15 protein-coding genes are annotated in these 16,247 nt (G+C 68.1%); 11 read left to right on the forward strand and 4 right to left on the reverse strand.

All coding sequences use genetic code 11. The features are described from left to right. Window positions 1-68 precede the first annotated feature (68 nt). From SMN802W_RS0114250 to SMN802W_RS0114260, 3 genes are all read left to right on the forward strand, one after another. On the forward strand, window positions 69-2,948 hold the full coding sequence (locus SMN802W_RS0114250) for a M16 family metallopeptidase (RefSeq protein WP_019517595.1): 2,880 nt from the start codon (window positions 69-71) through the stop codon (window positions 2,946-2,948). A 36-nt stretch (window positions 2,949-2,984) separates the two neighbouring features. Next, on the forward strand, window positions 2,985-3,284 hold the full coding sequence (locus SMN802W_RS0114255) for a hypothetical protein (RefSeq protein WP_019517596.1): 300 nt from the start codon (window positions 2,985-2,987) through the stop codon (window positions 3,282-3,284). Window positions 3,285-3,378: 94 nt separating this feature from the next. Further along, on the forward strand, window positions 3,379-3,654 hold the full coding sequence (locus SMN802W_RS0114260; protein ID WP_026326155.1) for a hypothetical protein: 276 nt from the start codon (window positions 3,379-3,381) through the stop codon (window positions 3,652-3,654). 15 nt (window positions 3,655-3,669) lie between these two features. Here the strand turns inward: SMN802W_RS0114260 and SMN802W_RS0114265 are convergent, their stop codons facing one another. From SMN802W_RS0114265 to SMN802W_RS0114280, 4 genes are read right to left on the reverse strand one after another with little or no spacing between them, the layout of a single operon-like run. Next, a complete protein-coding gene (locus SMN802W_RS0114265; protein ID WP_019517598.1) occupies window positions 3,670-4,926 on the reverse strand; it encodes an MFS transporter in 1,257 nt (418 codons plus the stop codon). 29 nt (window positions 4,927-4,955) lie between these two features. Further along, a complete protein-coding gene (locus SMN802W_RS0114270; protein ID WP_019517599.1) occupies window positions 4,956-5,402 on the reverse strand; it encodes a DMT family transporter in 447 nt (148 codons plus the stop codon). Window positions 5,403-5,412: 10 nt separating this feature from the next. Continuing rightward, a complete protein-coding gene (locus tag SMN802W_RS0114275) occupies window positions 5,413-6,663 on the reverse strand; it encodes an arsenic transporter (protein WP_019517600.1) in 1,251 nt (416 codons plus the stop codon). Further along, complete coding sequence (locus SMN802W_RS0114280; protein ID WP_019517601.1) at window positions 6,657-7,793, reverse strand: metallophosphoesterase family protein; 1,137 nt, start codon at window positions 7,791-7,793, stop codon at window positions 6,657-6,659. The genes SMN802W_RS0114275 and SMN802W_RS0114280 overlap by 7 nt, the downstream gene beginning before the upstream one ends. A gap of 150 nt (window positions 7,794-7,943) precedes the next feature. On the opposite strand from SMN802W_RS0114280, the gene SMN802W_RS0114285 reads away from it, so the two are divergent. From SMN802W_RS0114285 to SMN802W_RS0114320, 8 genes are all read left to right on the forward strand, one after another. Next, window positions 7,944-8,711, forward strand: a complete 768-nt coding sequence (locus tag SMN802W_RS0114285) for a Crp/Fnr family transcriptional regulator (RefSeq protein WP_019517602.1) — start codon at window positions 7,944-7,946, stop codon at window positions 8,709-8,711. Window positions 8,712-8,857: 146 nt separating this feature from the next. Beyond that, window positions 8,858-10,036 carry an inositol-3-phosphate synthase gene (locus tag SMN802W_RS0114290; protein ID WP_202951023.1) on the forward strand — a complete coding sequence of 393 codons (1,179 nt, stop codon included), beginning with the start codon at window positions 8,858-8,860 and terminating at the stop codon, window positions 10,034-10,036. After that, window positions 10,033-10,965, forward strand: coding sequence for a hypothetical protein (locus tag SMN802W_RS0114295; RefSeq protein WP_019517604.1), 933 nt, complete (start codon window positions 10,033-10,035; stop codon window positions 10,963-10,965). Before SMN802W_RS0114290 ends, SMN802W_RS0114295 begins: the two co-directional genes overlap by 4 nt. Further along, a complete protein-coding gene (locus SMN802W_RS0114300; protein ID WP_019517605.1) occupies window positions 10,962-12,104 on the forward strand; it encodes a class I SAM-dependent methyltransferase in 1,143 nt (380 codons plus the stop codon). The genes SMN802W_RS0114295 and SMN802W_RS0114300 overlap by 4 nt, the downstream gene beginning before the upstream one ends. Continuing rightward, on the forward strand, window positions 12,104-13,108 hold the full coding sequence (locus SMN802W_RS0114305) for a Gfo/Idh/MocA family protein (RefSeq protein WP_019517606.1): 1,005 nt from the start codon (window positions 12,104-12,106) through the stop codon (window positions 13,106-13,108). Before SMN802W_RS0114300 ends, SMN802W_RS0114305 begins: the two co-directional genes overlap by 1 nt. Then, window positions 13,099-13,914 carry a hypothetical protein gene (locus tag SMN802W_RS0114310; protein ID WP_019517607.1) on the forward strand — a complete coding sequence of 272 codons (816 nt, stop codon included), beginning with the start codon at window positions 13,099-13,101 and terminating at the stop codon, window positions 13,912-13,914. Before SMN802W_RS0114305 ends, SMN802W_RS0114310 begins: the two co-directional genes overlap by 10 nt. An 8-nt stretch (window positions 13,915-13,922) precedes the next feature. Then, the gene (locus SMN802W_RS0114315) at window positions 13,923-15,413 is read left to right on the forward strand and encodes a YcaO-like family protein (protein WP_156818912.1); all 1,491 of its coding nucleotides are present in this window, start codon (window positions 13,923-13,925) and stop codon (window positions 15,411-15,413) included. Beyond that, window positions 15,410-16,240, forward strand: coding sequence for a sugar phosphate isomerase/epimerase family protein (locus SMN802W_RS0114320; RefSeq protein ID WP_026326157.1), 831 nt, complete (start codon window positions 15,410-15,412; stop codon window positions 16,238-16,240). Before SMN802W_RS0114315 ends, SMN802W_RS0114320 begins: the two co-directional genes overlap by 4 nt. The last annotated feature ends 7 nt before the right edge of the window (window positions 16,241-16,247 follow it).

Here is a 16,247-nt window from a genome sequence, read left to right on the forward strand (position 1 = left end):
CGGTCGCCCATTGCCGCGTGCCGGGCCGCTGCTATGCTCGGGCAAAACACCAAGGGAGCGTGCCAGTCTTGACCGTCAAGTCACTCCTCGCCGCGGGCGTCGCGCTCGCCAGCCTCACCCCCGCGGCGCAGGCCCAAGCGGGCGCACCCGCGCAGGCCACGGCGGCGCCGGTGTCGTCGCTCGTCAACGCGATCGACATCCCGTACCAGCAGTTCACGCTCAAGAACGGGCTGCGCGTCGTCGTGCATACCGATCGCAAGGCGCCGGTCGTTGCGGTCAGTGTATGGTACGATGTCGGGTCGAAGCACGAGCCCAAGGGCAAGACCGGCTTCGCGCACCTGTTCGAGCATCTGATGTTCAACGGCAGCGAGAATGCGCCAGGTGACTTCTTCGAGCCGCTGCAACAGGTCGGCGCGACCGATTTCAACGGTACGACCTATTTCGACCGCACCAATTATTTCGAGACGGTGCCGCGTGCTGCGCTCGATCGCGCCTTGTTCCTCGAATCCGATCGCATGGGTTACCTGACCGGCGCGATCACGCAGGGCGTGCTCGACGAGCAGCGCGGTGTCGTCCAGAACGAGAAGCGGCAGGGTGACAACCAGCCCTACGGTCTGCTCGAATACAAGCTGACCGAGGGGCTGTTCCCCGCGACGCACCCGTACGGTCACACCACGATCGGGTCGATGGCTGACCTGGATGCGGCGACGCTGACCACGGTCAAGGACTGGTTCCACGACCATTACGGCCCCAATAATGCGGTGCTGGTGCTGGCAGGCGATATCGACGTCGCGACCGCGCGCCCGCTGGTCGAGAAGTATTTCGGCGCGATCCCCGCCGGACCCAAGAGCGTCGCGCCGGCCGCGCCGGTGCCGACATCGCTGCCCGGCCCCGCGAGCGCGGTGATCAAGGACAATGTCGCCGCGACGATGATCGTCAAAACCTGGGCGGTGCCGGGGTTGAACGATCCCGCTGCCGCACCGCTCGACGTGGCGGCGGGCGTGCTCGGCGGGCTGGAAAGCTCGCGCTTCGACAATGAACTGGTCAAGCGCGACAAGCTGGCGGTGCGGGTGTCGGCGGACAACAGCAGCTTCGCACAGGTCGGCACGTTCACGATCAACGCGGTCGTGCGCCCAGGCGTCGACCCCGCGGTCGTGTCGCGCCGGATGGACGAGATCATGGCCGAGTTCCTGAAAAACGGGCCGAGTGCGGACGAGGTGAAGCGATACGTCACGCAGACCGTGTCCCGCCGGATCAATGGGCTCGAGTCAGTCGGCGGCTTCGGCGGCAAGGCGGTCGCGCTGGCAGAGGGCGCGCTCTATTCGAACGATCCGGGCTATTACAAGAAACAGCTCGCCCAGCTTGCCGCGCAGACGCCGGCAAGCGTCAAGGCAGCGGCGGACAAGTGGCTGTCGCGTCCGGGCTTCTCGGTCGACGTCGTGCCGGGCAAGCGCGACGCGTATGAGGAGGCGAAGGTGCCGCCGGCGGTCGTGGTGCAGGCCGCACCCGAACAGGCGGTGAAGGGCACGCGCGGGCCGCTGCCGGGCGTCGGGCAGATCGCAGGGCTGACCTTCCCCAAGGTCGAGCGCGCGCGGCTGTCGAACGGGATGGAGATCGTCTATGCGCGGCGCGCCACCGTGCCGATGACGCAGGCGGTGCTGAGCTTCGACGCCGGGGTCGCGGCCGATGTGGCTGACAAGCTAGGCACGCAGGCGCTGACGCTGGCGATGATCGACGAGGGCACGCGGTCGCTGGGTTCGGTCCAGCTGGCCGAGGCGAAGGAGCGGCTGGGAGCGACGATCGGGACGGGCAGTTCGGCCGATCGCACCACCCTGTCGTTGCAGGTGCCGAGTGCGAATCTTGCCGCCGCGTCGCAGATCTGGGCCGACATCGCGCGCGCGCCCGCCTTCCCGGAAAGCGAGCTCGGCCGGGTCAAGACGCAGCAGCTGACGCAGATCCAGCAGGAGCTGACCAGCCCGGGTGGCCTGGCACAACGCGTGCTGCCCAAGCTGATCGCGCCAAATTCGCCCTATGCCAAGGCGCAGGGATCGGGTGACCCGCGCGCGGTGCAGGCGCTGACCCGCGCCGACCTCCTCGCGTTCCAGCAGGCGTGGCTGCGGCCGGACAAGGCGAAGATCTTCGTCGTCTCCGACCGGCCGCTTGCCGAGGTGCGGCAGGTGATGGAGCAGCGCTTCGGTGACTGGCGCGCGAGCGGCGCTGCCGGGCAGAAGGTGTTCCCGGCCGCCGATCAGACGACCAGCCCGCGCATCGTGCTGATCGATCGCCCGGACAGCCCGCAGTCGCTGATCGTCGCGGGTGCGCAGACGGGGTTGAAGGGTACCGACGACCTGCTGCCGGTCGAGGTCGGCAACGATGCGCTGGGTGGCAGCTTCCTCGGCCGCATCAACATGGACCTGCGTGAGACGAAGCACTGGTCCTACGGCGCGGGCGGCAGTTTCCGCCGCAACGAGATGGCGGCGCCCTATTCGGTGCAGGCGCCGGTGCAGGCCAACCAGACCGGGCCGTCGATTGCGGCGATGCGCAGCGACATCGCGGGCTATGTCGGCGCGCAGCCGATGACGCAGGCCGAGTTCGAGCGTGCGATCAACGGCGCGACGCGGTCGCTATCGGGTGACTTCGAAACGTCGGGCGACGTGCTGCGCGCGATGCAGGCGAACGACCTCTACAAGCGGCCGGACGATTATTACGCCACGATCACGCAGAAATATCGCGCGCTGACGCTGCCGCAGGTAAATGCGGCGACCAAGGCGGTGATCGATCCGGCGAAGTTCGTCTGGGTGGTCGTCGGGGACGCCAAGCAGGTCCAGCCGCAGCTCGGTACGCTCGGCCTGCCGGTGGAGGTGATGTCTGCCGCGGCGGTGGTCGCGCCATCTGCCGGAACGCCTGCGACCCCGGCGGCTGCAACGCCCGCTGCGACGCGGCGTTGAGGCGGCACCCCTTCGTTACAATTACAGGAGATCATCATGGCCAATCTCGACGGTAGCTACGATTGCACGGTCAAATCGCCGCTTGGCGACCAGAACCTCACGCTGACGGTAAAGACCGAGGGCAACAGCTTCACCGGCCAGGCATCGGGCGCGATGGGCGCGTCCGACGTCTCGGGCGAGGTCGACGGCAATACGCTCAAGTGGAAGCAGCAGATGACGTCGCCGATGCCGATGACACTTGATTGCAGCGCCACGATCGACGGCGACACCGTGACGGGTCAGGTCGGCGCGGGCGCGTTCGGCAGCTTCCCGCTGTCGGGTACGCGCAAGAGCTGATCGGAGGTACGGGCACGCGTCGCAGGGTACGTCGCGTGCCCGCTCTTTGGGCATCCGTGCTGACGGGCGTGAGCCGAGCCTGTATGCGGCGATGATGGCGAGAAAGAAGCGCTATCTCACCGCGACGATGCCCGACGGCTACGTCAAGACGATCGGGCCGACCGCTTCGCCGTTTACGCATTTCTGGCGGATCGTTGCCGCGCTTGAGAACGGCAGGACCGAAGTGTTTTGGGGCCACGCCGCGTCGTTGAAGGAAGCGACCGCGAAGAAGCAGGCAACGGCCGATGCCGCACGACAGCGGGGCTGGCGCGACTATTTGTTCGAGGTCGTTCCCGTGGAGGAACACCGCGACGATCCGCGCCGCGGCTGAGGCCCTGGCAGCCGGTCAGTCTCCTTTCGTCTCCGGCATCGCCACGAGGTAGAGCGAGAATCCGACCGCCGCGATCGCCGCGAGCGTCAGGAAGCTGGCGCTATATCCCGCCCAGACGATGATCGCGCCCGCGAGGCTTGCCGACAGCGCGGCCCCTAGCCGCTGCGTCGTCGCGACCGCGCCCTGGCTGACGTTGAAGCGGCCTGAGCCTTTGGTCAGATCGGCGATCACGACAGGGAACAGCGCGCCGAAGATCCCTGCGCCGACGCCGTCGAGCGCCTGCACTCCGACCAGCCACCACGGATTGTCCGACACAGTGCAGAGTGCCCCTCGCGCGGCGAGGAAGGCGAAGGCGACAAGGAAGGTCGGCTTCGTGCCCCAGCGGTCGGCATTGCGCCCGACCAGCATCGCGACCGGCACCATCACCAGCTGCGCCGCGACGATGCACGCGGCGGTGAGCGAGGTCGCCTGATCCTTGCCGACGCTTTTCGCGAGCAACTGGCTGACCGAGGTCAGCATCGCGGCGTTGGACAGGTGGAACAGGAAGGCGATGACGGCGAAGATCAGCAGCGGCTTGTTCTCGATCAGCGTCTTCCACCCGCTCGGCTCCTCGCAACCGTCCTCCGGCTCGCAGTCGAGCCCGCGTGCGACCGCATTGTCGATGTCGTCGTTGCGGATACGCGCTGCGCTGGCGATGCTGGCGATCGTCAGCGCACCCATCAGGTAGAAGACGACGACCGGGCCGAACTTCCACGCCAACGCGCCCGCGAGTGCCGCCGAGACCGCATTGCCGGCGTGGTTGAACGCTTCGTTACGTCCGACGCGCTTGGCAAATACCTTCGGCCCGACGAGCCCGAGCGTGATGCCCGAGATCGCGGGGGCGAACAGCGCGCCCGCCGCCGCGGCGATCGACTGCGTCGCGGTGACCATGGCGAACCCGTGAACGAACGGCAGCGACACGCTGGTCAAGGTGACGAGCAGCGCGGCGGCCATGACGATCCGCGGCTTGTTGCAGCTTTTGTCGATCAGGCTGCCCGCCGGAGTCTGCGCCAGCAGGCCGAAGATGCCCGCGATCGTCAGCACCATGCCGACCGTCGCCTCGTTCCAGCCGTGCGCCGGCCCGCGCACCGCGACGAGATAGATGGCGAGGTACGGACCCAGACCGTCGCGCACGTCGGCGAGGAAGAAGTTGAGCGCGTCGAGCGTGCGGCCGGGCGCTCCCCGCTGCGGGGCCGAGCCGCCCGTCATGATCGATGCCGTTGCCGTCGCCATGATCCGTTTCCCGTCGTTCGAGCCAGCGTTCAGAATCTGGAGATCAGCGTCACGCCGCCGATCATCAGCGCGGCGCCCAGAAAGCGCATCGGGTTCATGGAATGCTGCTCCATCCGCAGCAGACCGAAATGATCGATCGCAAGGCTTGCCAGGATGTTGGCGGTGATGGTGACGCCGTTGACCGGTCCCGCGCCCAGTTTCTGGATAAAGGTGAAGCCTGCGAACACCGCGACCGCGCCGACGATCCCGCCGAGCGGCGCCCACCACGGCATCGCCGCGAGGTCGCCGACGCTAGGCAACGGGCGCGGCATGCACGCGAACAGCGCGGCGGTGACGAACAGCACCAGCATGAACGACACCGACGTTGCGAGCCACGGATTGCCGAGCGACTTGTTTAGCTCGCCACCCATTGCGGCACCGGCGGCCTGCAACATGCCGGCAACGAAGATGAAGGGAAAAGCCCAGGCCGCGTTCATGGTGTCATCCTCATACCAGCAGCCGCACGCCGAGCGCGGCGACGAGCGCGAGCGGCATCGCCACCGCGCCGACCTTCAGAAAGGCAAGAAAGCCGACATCCTCGCCCTCGCGGCGGATCACCTGCAACCACAGGATGGTCGCGAGCGAGCCGGTGACCGACAGATTGGGGCCGAGGTCGACGCCGATCAGCAGCGCGTCCGTGACGATGCGCGGTGGCTGCGCCTGCGCGACCGCCGTAGCGGCGACAAGTCCAGCGGGCAGGTTGTTCATCAGGTTGCACACGAACGCGAGGATTGTGCCCGATGCGGCGGCGGCTGCGAGCGGCTGTGCCGAGGCAGCGCGCAACGATGCGGCGACGTGCGCGATCACGCCGGTGCGATCGAGCGCCTCGACCAGCACGAACAGCCCGGCGACGAGCGGCAGCACGCCCCACGACACTTGCCGCGCGAGCGTGAGCGGCGACGCCTTTGCCGCGGCAGAGACGAGCAAGGCAGTCGCGATCCCGGCCATCGCGGTCGGCAGGCCGAGTTCACGGTCGAGCGCGGAGGCGACCAACAGCAGCGCCGCGGTGGCGATGATGCCGAGGATCGCGAGCTTGCCCGGCCACGTCAGCGCCTCTCGCGCAACGTCGCTTTCGCACGCGCCCGCGATCCGGCGTGCCTGCGTCCAGCGCAGGACTAGGAAGGTGACGACGATCGACGCGAGTGACGGCAGCGCAAAGGAGCGCAGCCATTGCCCAAGTGGCGGCATGTGCCCGCCATAGAGCACAAGGTTGGCGGGATTGGAGATCGGCAGCACGAAGCTGGCCGCATTGGCGATCAGCGCGCAGGCGAACAGCAAAGGCAGCGGATCGGCCTTCGCCTTCTTCGCCGCGGCGAACACCGCGGGTGTCAGCACCACCGCGGTCGCGTCGTTCGACATGAACGTCGTGACGATCACGCCGGTTGCATAGACGAGCAGGAACAGCCGCGCGCGCGATCCCTTGCTGGCGTTGACTGCGGTGGCGGCGATCCAGTCGAACGCGCCGTGTTCGCGCGCGGTCTCGCTAAGCAGCATCATGCCGGTCAGGAACAGGTAGACGTCGAGCCCTTTGGCGACCGCGCCGCCGGCCTCGTGGAGCGGCATCAGCCCGAGCAGGACGAGCAGCACTGCACCCGCGACGGCCCAGATCCATTCGGGCCAGCGCATCGGCCGCGCGATGACCGCCGCGGTCGACAGTCCCGCGATCGCCCAGCTGGCGCCGGTCGCGACGCTTACCATCCGCCACCGTTCTTGTTCGGGCCAAGCTGCGCGCCGTCGATCCCGGCGACCGGCCACGCACCGACCGCGTGGCAATCCTGACCCGGCGCGACCGGCAGGCGGCGTTTCGGGATCGCGTCGACGCCGCGCACCAGCACGTCGATCATGTCGTGGGCGCCACCGCACGTGACGCGCAGCGTGTGCAACCCCGCGTCGAGCGACACCTTGCCACGCCACCATCCATCGGGGCTGAGCTTCATCGCTGTGGCGGTCGAGCCATGCTCCAGCGTCACGGCGATGTCGTCGGGTGCACCGTCGACGCGCGCGGTCACGGTCACACTGCCCGGCCGCGGTACCTGTCCAGGATCAGCGGGGCGTGTGACGAGGCGGCGGTCGCACGGCGACACGATCTGCACATGCGGCCAGGGTGCGTCGAGCGTGCGGAAGCGCCAGCTCGGCACGCCGTCATGGACGGTGACGATCGCGAAACCGGGGCAGCCGTGATCCTCCTCGATCTGCCCGGTCGAGCGCGTCGCGCCGTAGACGACATAGCCGTCGTTCAGCAGCTCGTTGTAATGCGTGTGCCCGGTGTCGACGAGGGCAACGCCGCCGTGAATGAAGCTGAGCGCCACCGCGTCGCCATCCGCCGCGAGGTCACCCGGATAAGCGTGCATGAAGACGAGCGGCATCTGACCCTCGGCGTTGGCGCGCGCGCATTCCTCGGCGATGCGGTTGCGGTCGTGCATCGTCAGGCGGAAGTCGGGACCTCCGGCGCCCGCCGACACGATGTCGAGGAAGATGCAGCGATGGCCGGCGATCACCTCGTGGTCGGGGCGGTTCGCGGGCGGGATCGCCGCGTCGTAGGCGGCAAGGTCGCCGGGCTCGAAATCGTGGTCGCCGGGGATGATGCGCCACGGAACGCTCAGCGGCGCGAGCGTGTCGGTCATGATGCGATATTGCTCGGGCGTGCCGTGGTTTGCGTTATCGCCGGGCAGGTAGACGAAATCGACCGACCCACGCAGTCGCGTTTCGACCTGATCGACGATCGCCGCCAGACGATCGCGGCTCTCCCAGCCGTCTGCTTCGTCGAGGTGCAGGTCGCCGATATGGATCCACGTAATCGACTGGGGGGAAACATGCGGATCAGTCACGCCGGTGTTCCATCGATTTCGCCTCAGGCAGAAGTGGCGATGGAACCCGGCAATGTTCAGAAATGTCCATGCCGGCCGGAATAAACTGGATCATTAGGCGGCGTCCTCCCGCCAACGGAAACCGCGACCGGTTCGGGCGTTTGCAGCGCCATGTCGGCCAGCCAGCTAGAAACCCGTCTGTCGCACCACCTCGACCTGACCTTTGCCGAGCGTGACGCACTGCGCTGGCTCGAGCGGCGCGAGCGATCGTATCCCGCCGGCGCGGTGATCTTCCACGAAGGCGAGGCGATCGAAAGCCTCTATATCGTCGGCAGCGGCTGGCTGCACAGTTCGGTGACGCTGCGCGATGGCGACCGGCAGATCCTGCGCTTCTACTTCATCGGCGACATCACCACGACGCTGTCGGTCGCCTGGCAGCACAGCGCGGCGACGTTGCAGGCGGTCAGCGACACGACCTTGTTCGAGATCCCGAAGGAGCATTTCGGCGATCTGTTCCGCAAGCACCCGCGGCTGGGCGCGTTGATGTTCGCGATTTCCGCGTCGGAGCAGGTGTCGATCGGCGACCGGCTCACCTCGATCAGCAAGACCGATGGGTTCACGCGTATCGCGACGCTGTTGCTCGACATTCGTTCGCGCTTACGCGTCGTCGACAATCTGGAGGGCAGCGCGTTCGAGCTGCCGCTGACGCAGAAGGATATCGGCGATGCGGTCGGTTTGACCAAGACGCACGTCAACCGATCGCTCAAGTCGCTGGAGGCGACCGGGCTGGTCGAGCGCGACGGACGGGTGGTGCGGATCACCGATGTCGACCGGCTCGCCGCGCTGGTCGATTTCCACGATCGTCACGCGGTGATCGCGACCGACTGGCTGCCGCCGGTCGGCGCCGCTGTGTCTCCGACGCTGGAAAAAGTGACATAGGTTACACCGATGGATCAAATCAGTGATGTAGATCACCGCGTCGGAACAAAGTCGCGTTTTGTACGTGCGCCATTGGAACGGTGGCGTCGTCAGCTTCTTTCTGCCTTTCATTGGGTCCGCTCTCGGACCGGGGTTGGGGAATGAACATGGCGGAACGGCTGGGCGTGGCGATCGTCGGCGTGGGTGGTGCGGTCGCGACCACCGCGATTGCGGGGATCGAGATGATCAAGGCGGGGTCGAACAGCCTCGACGGGCTGCCGCTAGCCGATCGCGACGTCGCGGGCATGGTCGCGTACCGCGACCTGGAGTTCGGCGGCTGGGACCTTGCCGACGACACGCTCGGCGCGTGTGCGCTGCGGCACGGCGTGATCGGCGAGAAGGAACTGGCTGATGGCGCCGCGGTGCTCAACCAGATGCGCCCGTGGAAGGCGGCGGGGTCGACCGGTTATTGCGCCAACATCGACGGCAGCAACAAGCTGACCGGCGGACACCGCGGTGCGATTGAGCAGATCCAGGCCGATCTGGCGCGCTTCAAGGACGAGAAGAAGCTCGACCGCGTCGTCGTCGTCAATCTCGCCTCGACCGAGCGGAAGCCGGGCGACGATGCCGCGTTGCAATCGCGTGAGGCGTTCGAGCAGGGGCTCGACCAGGACGATGCCGCGATCAGCCCGGCGATGCTCTACGCTTATGCCGCGATCGATTCAGGTACGCCCTACGCCAATTTCACGCCCTCGGTCGCCGCCGACGTCGCGCCGCTGGCGCAGTTCGCCGCCGAGCGGAACGTGCCGGTCGCGGGCAAGGACGGCAAGACTGGGCAGACGTTCATGAAGACAGTGATCGCGCCCGCGCTGCGCGATCGCGCGCTCCACGTCGACGGCTGGTTCTCGACCAATATCCTCGGCAATTCGGACGGCCTGGCGCTCGACGATCCGAAGTCGCTGCAATCGAAGCTGGGCACCAAGAAGAGCGTGCTCAACCAGATTCTGGGCTACCCGGTCGAGGATCACATCATCATGATCCATTATTACAAGCCGCGTGGCGACGACAAGGAAGCGTGGGACAACATCGATCTGACCGGGTTCATGGGTCAGAAGATGCAGCTGAAGCTCAATTTCCTGTGCAAGGATTCGATCCTCGCCGCGCCGCTCGCGATCGAGATCGCGCGCTGCCTTGATCTGGCCAAGCAGCGCGGGGAAGGCGGCGTGCAGGAGCAGATGGGGCTGTTCTTCAAGCTGCCGCAGACGCGCGGCGACTATGATCCCGTGCACGGCGTGCCCGAGCAGCAACTGATCCTCGACAATTGGCTGGGCGACAAGGGCGCGTGACCGATGCGCCAGTGCTGAACGGACGCGCGGCGGAGGCGCCGGGGCTGACCCCGGCTGCCTTGCCGTTCCTGCGCGAGCTGGGTGACCTCAAACGCGTGCGATCGGCCGCCGCACCGGGATCGATCGCGGAGCGATTGTTCGTTGCCGGCTGGGCCGCGCTGGTGCGGGGCGACGACCCGGCCGAGGTGACCGCACGCGTCACCGCGGCGGCGCTGGTGTCGGCACGGCTCGGCGATCTCGATCTCGCCGCGATGCAGGCGCTGGGGATCGGTGAGCAGGCGGTCGCGGTGCTCGAGCGTGCATTCGACGAGATTGCGGACGAGGTAGCGCCATCGCTCCACCCGATGTTGCGCGCCGCACTGCCGCTCGGTCGCCCGGCGATCGGCGACACGCCCGCGTTCGTCGGCAAGCTGGCGCGGCAACCACGCGCGGGCGTGACCTGCCCGGGGCAACCGCGCATCATGCTGCAACCTCCCGAGAACCACGCCGAACACTGCCTGATGGTCGCGGTCTACGGCGTGCTGGCGAGCGCGTGGCACGATGCCGATCCGGTGCGCGTGTTCCTCGCCGGCATGGCGCACCACTTCCACAACGCCGACATGCCCGACAGCGGCTATTCGGGCGAGATGCTGCTCGGCGACGCGCTCGACACCGCGATTCAGCACGCGCGCGCGGCGAGCATGGCGGAGCTCGCGCCCGATCTGGCGCAGGTCATCGGCGACGCGCTCGCGCCGATCGGTGGCGACGAGACGCCCGAGGCGCGCGCGTTCCACGTCGCCGACGTGCTCGACCGCGTGCTCGAGATCGAGCAGCACACCCGCGCCGCCCGCCTGACGATGCAGGTGGTGCTGGGCGATTACGGCCTTGTCCACGACGGTCCGGTGAAGGCATTCCACGATCGCATCCTGCTCGACGCGGGGTTGATGTGACGGGTGAGGCGAGCCGCTGGCGCTCGCCGCTGACCGGGCGCGTGCTGGTGCACGACACGCCGCACTCGCTCGCGTGCCTGGGCGAGCGCTGGCCGGTGGTGGACGCTATCCCTTATCTGCGCACCGAAAGCGAGGGGCTGGTCGCGGTCGCGCTCGATCACCTCGACGCAGGGTGCCCCGACGACGCGCTGGTCGCGCTGCTGACCGATCAGGACGCGTGGTGGACCGGCCCTGCGACCGATCTGACCGAACTGAAGCGGCTGGTGCGTGAGCGCAACACACTCAGCTTGCGCGAGGCGATGGCGCTGCTGCGGCTGGGGCCGGTGGGGGATTATTTCGCCTATCGCTGGAGCGATCCGACCTATCTCGCCGGGCTTGCGCTGCTGGAGGCGCATTGGACGCAGCCCGCGACGGCGTTCGAGCTCGCCTGCGGGATCGGCCATTATCTGCGCGATCTGACGCGTGCGGGCGTCGCGTGCCTCGGCGCCGATGTGGTGTTCGCCAAATGCTGGCTGGCGAAGAACTGGGTCGCACCAAGCGCCGATTACGTCGTGTTCGATGCCGCCGGGGAGTGGCCGGTCGCCGACCAGAATCAAGGGGGGCAGCGCTTCGACCTCGTCATGTGTCATGATGCCTTCTACTTCCTGCCCGATCAGCCGCGCGTGGCCGAGCGGCTGCGCGCCGTGACTGCGGAAGGTGGCGTGCTCGCGGTCAGCCACGTGCACAACGCGGGCGTGAACGGCGGGGCGAAGGGACCGGCACGATCGGGTGCGGAGTGGCGCGCCTTGTTTCCGACCGCGCAGGTGCACGACGAGCGCGCGCTGCTGTGTGCGCTGATGAAGCAGTCGGTGCCGCCGACGACCGACTGGCGCGACGATCCGGTGGTCGAGGCGTGGTCGCTGGTCGAAGGCGCGGGTGAGGCGCGCGCGATCACCGGTGGTGTGGCCATGCCGGTTGGCGACGCGACGCTGAAGCGTAATCCGCTGATCGGCGACGACGGCGAGGTCGACTGGCCCTCGCCGCGCTACCGCGACGAATATGCCGCCGGTTGCTTCTGGGCGCTGCCGGATGCGGCGCTGCCGTTCGACGCCGACGACGCGCGATTGCGCCGCCTGGTCGACCTGCCGGAGCGGTGGTGATGGCTGCGCCGACGCGCTGGGGGATCGTAGGCTACGGCTGGGTCGCGCGCGACTACATGGTGCCGGGCATTGCGGCGGCGGGCGGTGTCGTGACGGCGGTCGCCGATCCGTCGCCCGCGTCGCGCGCGCGCGCAGAGGCAGCGGGGATCGCCGCCTTCGACAGGGTCGAGGAGATGCTCGCCGCGGGTGCGTGCGACCTGGTCTATGTCGCCACGCCGAACGATGCGCACGGCGCGCCGGTCACCGCCTGCGCTGCCGCGGGCGTGCCGGTGCTGTGCGAGAAGCCGATCGCGGCGACCGTGGCGCAGGCCGAGGGGATGGCCGCGTCGCTTGGGGCTACGCTCTACGGCACGGCGTTCGACCAGCGGCATCATCCCGCGCATGTGGCGCTCGCCGAAGCGATCGCCGCCGGCGATATCGGCCGGCCGGTCGCAGTGCGGATCGTGTACGCTTGCTGGGTCGATCCGGCGTGGACGCCTGATGGCGGTGAGCACGATAACTGGCGCGCCGATCCGGTGCGCGCGGGCGGGGGCGCGGTGATCGACCTCGCGCTGCACGGGCTCGACCTGTCCGAGCGGTTGTTGGGCGAGCCGCTCACCGACCTGTCGATCCAGTTGCAGCGCCGCATCCACGATTATCCGGTTGACGACGGCGGCATGTTGTCGGGGCGCACCGCGTCAGGCGTGCTGTTCCAATCCCATGTCGCCTATAATTGCGCCGAGGTGCTGCCGCGACGGCGGCTCGAGGTGCTGGGCGAGCGTGGGTTGCTGGTTGCGACCGATACGATGGGGCAGACTGCCGGCGGTACGCTGGTGCGGCGCTGCGGGAGAAGTGGCGAGGCGATGCCGGTCGCGTTCGACACTGCTACGTCGCCGTTTGCCGCGCAGGCCGCCGCGTTCATGGCGGCCGCGCGTGGCGAGCGCCACGATTTCTCGATGACCCGCGATCTCGCGCTGATGCGCTTGTTCGATCGCGCCTACACGGAGGCTCGCCGATGGCTTTGAGCTGGTTCGCCTGCGCTAATTGCGGCTTCTGGCAGAAGCATTTCGCGCCGCCCGATTGCCCCGTCTGCACCGATGTGCGCAACGATTTGCCCGAGGACGGCTGGCGCTTCCTGCCCGAGGCGGAGGTCGCGGCCACCCACGACGGCAGCGCGCGCGAGGTCGCACCGGGGTTGTGGGCGTTCACGACGAGCCCTGAGCTCGGTCTCGCCGGCACCGGCTGGCTGATCGTCCGCGACGGCGGCAACATCGCGTTCGAGGCCGCGCCCTTCTACACCGAGGCGATGCTCGATCGGATCGAGCAACTCGGCGGCATGGCCTTCCTGTCGGCCAGTCACGCGCACGGTTACGGCGCGTTGTTCCAGCTCCAACGCCGTTTCGAGCCCGAGATCGTCGCGATCCAGCGCGACGATCTGAAGATGACCAAGGCGTTTCGCGTCACCGCGCCGTTCGACGACATGCTCGAACTCGCGCCCGGTTACATGCTGCACCACGTCGGCGGGCATTACGAGGGGCAGGCGGCGCTCCACGACGCGCGGGCACGCCGATTGTTCTGCGGTGACATGTTCAAGATCGACCAGGATTCTGATGGCCGATCCCATGCGATTTCCAGCCACAAGGCCTTTCACAAGGATATTCCGCTGACCCATGCCGAGCTTCGTCGCTACCGCGACGTCATCGCCCCGCTCGACTTCGACGCGGTGCTGACCCCGTTCGAATACGCGCCGGAGGTGAACCGCACGGTCGCGCTCGCCGCGCTGGACGACGGCCTGGCACGTGCGCCCGGCGTGCGGCGGATTTCCTTGTGAACGCGCGCGTGACGAGCGGCCTTCCCGCTGACCTCAGCGACGCGGCGCGTCGGTATCTCGAAGCGTTTCCGAAAGGCGACGTGGTTGCCTTCCCGATCCACCCGCTCGACCGGCTCGGTCTGCCGGTATGGGTGGTGGCGCTGTTCCCGGAAGACGAAGCGCTGTCGGGGATTATGCCTTACGGTGTCGGTTACGGCGCGACCGACGAGGCGGCGGTGCTCGGTGGCCTCGGCGAGATCGCCGAAATGGTGTGGCCGACGCTGACGCTTGGGCAACGAGCCAAGACGCGCGGCAGCTATGCCGAGCTGGCGCGCTCGCTGGGTGTGCATGCCGTCGCCGATCCGTTCACGCTCTGCCTGCCCGCGGGGTCGCCGGTCGATCACGACACGGTGCTGGGATGGGTCGAGGCGAAGCGCTGGCGCGACGGCTCGACCGTGCTCGTCCCGATCGACCTCGCGGCCTATTCGTCGAAGGAGCTGTCGCCCGGCTACAAGCCGTTCACGACGATCATCTCGAACGGCATGGGCGCGGGGCCGGACCTCGACTGGGCGATCGGGCACGGTTTGTGCGAGATTCTGCAGCGCGACGGCAACGGGCTGTTGTTCCGCGCGCTTGATCGCGGCGTGACGCTCGAGCTCGACAGCGACCTGCCCGCTTCGACGCGCGCGATCCTCGACCGGTTCGATGCCGCGGGTATTCGCGCGATCCCGAAGTTCGCGACCGACCAGTACGGCCTGCCCAACCTCTACTGCGCCGGCGTCGATGAGCGCGGCGAGCCCGCGGCGCCGATCATGGTCACCGCGTGCGGCGAGGCGTGCCACGCCGATCGCGCCGCCGCGCTCGACAAATGCCTGACCGAATTCGCCGCCAGCCGCGCGCGCAAGGCGTTCGCGCACGGCCCCGTCGACCTCGTCGCGCAGGTCGCGCCCGATGGTTATGTCGCTCGCTTCATGGCGCAGGCGGGTGGTGCTGCGAAGTCGAGCGACGGTCGCGCGTTCGAGGCGATGCGCGACTGGACCGGGCGGGGTGCGAGCGAGTTGCGCGGCTGGCTTGCCGACAATGTGCTGGCCGAGCGCTCGTCGCACCGTTTCTCCGAGCTGCCGACGCAGGCCGCACCCGACGGTCACGCGCGTGCGGCGACCGCACGTGCGGCGGTGGAGGCGGCGGGGTTCGACGTGCTCTACGTCGACATGTCGCCGGCCGACCGCTCGGTTACGGTCGTCAAGGTGATCGTGCCCGGCATGGAGGTCGAGACGATGAGCTATTACCGTATCGGCGCGCGCAACACCGAAAAGCTGCTCGCGCTCGACTCGCCGCTGATCCAGTTCGGGCGCGAGGAGGGGGCGGCGCTGCGGCGCATCCGGCTGTCGCCGGCGGACGCGGAGCGGTTGAACCATCCGCTGTTCGACACCGCGGCTGCCGATCGGCTCGTGGGCCCGCTCTACCCGCTGTACCGCGAGCCCGAGGCGCATCACGTCGCGTGGAAGGCGGGCGCATGACGTTGCGTTACGCCTACAACACCAACGGCGCGGCGAACCACCGGCTGGACGATGCGCTGCGGTTGATCGCGGACGCGGGTTACGCCGGGGTCGCGCTGACGCTTGATCACCATCACCTCGATCCATTCGCCGAAACGTGGGAACGGGAGTGCGACCGCGTTGCGCGGTTGCTGGGTGACTTGGGGCTCGGCAGCGTGATCGAGACGGGTGCGCGTTATCTGCTCGATCCGCGGCAGAAGCACGAGCCGACGTTGATCACCCCCGACGCGGACGGACGCGCGCGCCGCGTCGCCTTCCTCAACCGCGCGCTCGATGTCGCCCGCCGGCTGGGCAGCGAGACGGTGTCGTTCTGGGCGGGGGTGCCGTTGTCCGGCGTCGATCATGCGCAGGCGCGCGTGTGGATGGACGAGGGGCTGGAGCAGGTGCTCGACCACGCCGAGGCGGTCGGGGTGGACGCGAGCTTCGAGCCAGAGCCCGGCATGCTGATCGAAACGGTCGCCGATTACGACACGCTGGTCGAGCGGCACCCGCGGCTGCGCCTCGCGCTTGATACCGGCCATTGTCTGGTCACCGAGGATATCGAGCCCGCCGATGCGATCCGCCGCTATGCGACCTGGCTTGGCACCGTTGCGATCGAGGATATGCGGCGCGGCGACCATACGCATCTGCCGTTCGGGCAGGGCGACATGAACATGCCGGCGGTGCTGAACGCGCTCGACGCGATCGGCTTCACACGCCTCGTCTGCGTGGAACTGTCGCGCGAGAGCCCGCGCGCGCATGCGGCGATCCCGGAGTCGATCGACTATCTTAAGAACCTCGCCCGGTGAGCGCACG

Origin of the sequence: Sphingomonas sp. Mn802worker, from assembly GCF_000382485.1 — a bacterium.
Classification (GTDB): domain Bacteria; phylum Pseudomonadota; class Alphaproteobacteria; order Sphingomonadales; family Sphingomonadaceae; genus Sphingomonas.

What these genes read in the sequence shown, in the direction of transcription:
- SMN802W_RS0114290 (WP_202951023.1), top strand. Translation starts at nt 8,858, where the DNA reads ATGGCGGAACGGCTGGGCGTGGCGATCGTCGGCGTGGGTGGTGCGGTC.
- SMN802W_RS0114320 (WP_026326157.1), top strand. Translation starts at nt 15,410, where the DNA reads ATGACGTTGCGTTACGCCTACAACACCAACGGCGCGGCGAACCACCGG.
- SMN802W_RS0114305 (WP_019517606.1), top strand. Translation starts at nt 12,104, where the DNA reads ATGGCTGCGCCGACGCGCTGGGGGATCGTAGGCTACGGCTGGGTCGCG.
- SMN802W_RS0114255 (WP_019517596.1), top strand. Translation starts at nt 2,985, where the DNA reads ATGGCCAATCTCGACGGTAGCTACGATTGCACGGTCAAATCGCCGCTT.
- SMN802W_RS0114260 (WP_026326155.1), top strand. Translation starts at nt 3,379, where the DNA reads ATGGCGAGAAAGAAGCGCTATCTCACCGCGACGATGCCCGACGGCTAC.
- SMN802W_RS0114310 (WP_019517607.1), top strand. Translation starts at nt 13,099, where the DNA reads ATGGCTTTGAGCTGGTTCGCCTGCGCTAATTGCGGCTTCTGGCAGAAG.
- SMN802W_RS0114275 (WP_019517600.1), bottom strand. Translation starts at nt 6,663, where the DNA reads ATGGTAAGCGTCGCGACCGGCGCCAGCTGGGCGATCGCGGGACTGTCG.
- SMN802W_RS0114285 (WP_019517602.1), top strand. Translation starts at nt 7,944, where the DNA reads ATGTCGGCCAGCCAGCTAGAAACCCGTCTGTCGCACCACCTCGACCTG.
- SMN802W_RS0114265 (WP_019517598.1), bottom strand. Translation starts at nt 4,926, where the DNA reads ATGGCGACGGCAACGGCATCGATCATGACGGGCGGCTCGGCCCCGCAG.
- SMN802W_RS0114270 (WP_019517599.1), bottom strand. Translation starts at nt 5,402, where the DNA reads ATGAACGCGGCCTGGGCTTTTCCCTTCATCTTCGTTGCCGGCATGTTG.